We start from the raw sequence: 2,745 nt of genomic DNA on the forward strand, positions 1-2,745 counted from the left end.
GTTGGCTAATTCTATGATTGTATTTTCTTCTGACACATATATTCAATTTCTATTACGGTATAATTTTTTCTCATTATAGTATTCGCTTAAAAAATTAATCAAATCCCGGCGGGCCCGCACTCTGTACGGTTTAAAAAAATTAAATAGCGTATGCAGAGCTAAGAAAGAGATTAATAAAGGAGGTTATTAAGAAAGGATACTGAAATAGATAAGATCGGTTGTAAAAAAATTAAAAAACAGATTTGAAATAGTGAAGTGGTAGGATGGTAGAGGATCAGAAAACGGTTTTAAAATTCGAAACTATGCTGAACAATGTTATTTCAGGGGATTCTATCGAAATTATGAAGCAGATACCTGACAACAGTGTTGACCTGATCTTTGCAGATCCCCCATATAATCTGCAATTGGAAAACGAACTGTACAGGCCGAACGAAACAAAGGTCAATGGAGTAAGCGAAGACTGGGATAAATTCAGGTCATTCAAGGAGTATGATGATTTCACCCTTAACTGGTTAAGTCAATGCAGGAGGGTTCTGAAGGATTCAGGAACAATATGGGTTATAGGCACATACCATAACATTTTCAGAGTTGGTAAGATAATGCAGGACCTGGGATACTGGATACTGAACGACATTGTATGGATTAAAACCAACCCCATGCCGAATTTTAAAGGAACACGCTTTAACAATGCCCATGAGACGCTGATCTGGGCCTCAAAGGACAAGGAATCGAAATATACGTTCAACTACAAAACAATGAAGGCATACAACGATGATCTGCAGATGAGGAGCGATTGGTATATACCCATCTGCCAGGGGGATGAGAGAATAAAGATAAATGGACAAAAACTTCATCCCACTCAAAAACCTGAGGCGCTGTTATACAGGATAATCACCGCAACATCCAAACTTGGTGATATAGTATTAGATCCGTTTGCTGGAACAGGAACCACCCTGGTTGTGGCAAAGAAGTTGGGCAGATCCTTCATTGGCATTGAGAAAGAACCGCTTTATGTCGATGCATGCAGGGAGAGGTTGAGAAAAACCGCATCCTATCAACAAAAACTACTGGACTACCCATTGGAGATCAGGCCTAAGAGAGTACCTTTTGGCAGTCTGATAGAGAATGGCTATGTCAGAGCCGGAGAATATTTATATTCTCCAGATGGAGAAGCCAGGGCATTGGTTTTAGCCAACGGAACCTTATCATACGAAGATAAATATGGGTCCATACATAAGATAAGCGCGATGATATTGAATAAACCCGCAAACAACGGCTGGACATTTTGGTATGTCAAAAGGGATGGCAAGCTTGTAAGCATAAATGATTTAAGGCAAAGATTGTTGAAGGATCAATATGCCAACCATCATGGAATACAGTAAATTCGAGGAGATCTTCAATAGAGAAATATTTGAGCACTCGAAACCAAAACTCTTGGAGACTATAGCAAACGAGCCAAATCGATATATAGGTTTATTTAGACCAACGAAACCAAAGGGTAAATTATTACAAAATCTTTTACAATCACATGAGATAAGAATGGGTAATGCCTTTGAGGTATTGTTTGAGGAATATTTTAGAATTTTAGGCTATAACATACTACAAAAGAAATTTACCGATGAAAATTTGGATATTGATCAATGTTTTAGAAATGATGATGTCATATATTTTATAGAGCAGAAGATCAGAGACGACCATGATTCATCAAAGAAAAGAGGACAAATAGACAATTTCGAAAGAAAGTTAGATTTAATGATGAAAAACTACGAGAATGAGAAATTGGTTGGTATATTCTATTTTATAGACCCTGATTTAAGGAAAAACGAGAGTTATTACAGATCGGAACTTTTAAAAATGAAAGATGATTATAATGTCGACTTATATTTATTTTATGGTAAAGAATTATTTGAGTTTCTGAATGCAATAGATATATGGTATGAGATATTAGACTATCTGAAAAAATGGAAAGCTTCTATATCTGATTTGCCAGAGTTAAACTTCGACTTAGAATCAGAACAGACGTTTAATGAAATTAAAGATTTACCACCGAGTGTATTTAGAAAATTATTTAGAAATAGAGAAGTGTTTAATGACATTATCTTAACATTATTTCCTGAAAAGAAAACGCTTAGTTTACTATTGGAGTATTTTAAGCAAAATAATAACAAAGCAATTTATAAGACCTTGTCTGAGAAGCTTGAGGAACTTTTATAAATTAGTCTTATTTAAGATCAAATTCACCCCGTCTTGTTCCGCAATTTTTACCCCCCTTCGATTTACTGCTTGATTCAGTAATATTCTCCTCTCCTGCGAAGTGCAATTTTAGGTGAATGGGTTTGAATGGCTTAAGGGCATGCTTGACAGCACAATGCCGCTTAGCTTTGTGCGCGATAACACGACATACCATGGGGGCTCTATACAGCAACTCTTACAACTTTTATAAAAACCCATTAGGGACTGCATACTCTTTTATAAACTTTCCAAGCTCCCCATCGTAGAATATTATAGCACTCTGCAATACAAGATCTGCCCGCTTAGGAACAAACAATTTGATCTGCAATGAAATGGAGTTGCATTGGGAGGTATTCTATTCTGAAATTGAACGTTATAGAAATAGAGCTTGGAATCCTTCGGGACTTCGAAGAACGGTCTTACATCCCCGTATAACAGGACAGAGTTGTTTCCAAACACATTAAGAACCTTGTTTACTTTAATTAATTGCGAAGCGCTTCTTTCCATTCTTTC

2 protein-coding genes are annotated in these 2,745 nt (G+C 36.4%); both read left to right on the forward strand.

Translation table 11 applies throughout. The features are described 5' to 3' along the window. The first annotated feature begins 263 nt into the window (after positions 1–263). Positions 264–1,382: a site-specific DNA-methyltransferase gene (locus IEW66_RS08640; RefSeq protein ID WP_229657589.1), complete on the forward strand. Its 1,119-nt coding sequence runs from the start codon at positions 264–266 to the stop codon at positions 1,380–1,382. After that, positions 1,369–2,214 (forward strand): HpyAIV family type II restriction enzyme, encoded by an 846-nt coding sequence (locus IEW66_RS08645; protein WP_188681834.1) that lies wholly within the window; start codon positions 1,369–1,371, stop codon positions 2,212–2,214. The genes IEW66_RS08640 and IEW66_RS08645 overlap by 14 nt, the downstream gene beginning before the upstream one ends. The last annotated feature ends 531 nt before the right edge of the window (positions 2,215–2,745 follow it).

It is taken from the genome of Thermogymnomonas acidicola (assembly GCF_014646795.1).
GTDB lineage: Archaea > Thermoplasmatota > Thermoplasmata > Thermoplasmatales > Thermoplasmataceae > Thermogymnomonas > Thermogymnomonas acidicola.

Bases quoted from the DNA above. Each gene is read 5' to 3' on its own strand.
- IEW66_RS08640 (WP_229657589.1), top strand. From the start codon at position 264: ATGGTAGAGGATCAGAAAACGGTTTTAAAATTCGAAACTATGCTGAAC.
- IEW66_RS08645 (WP_188681834.1), top strand. From the start codon at position 1,369: ATGGAATACAGTAAATTCGAGGAGATCTTCAATAGAGAAATATTTGAG.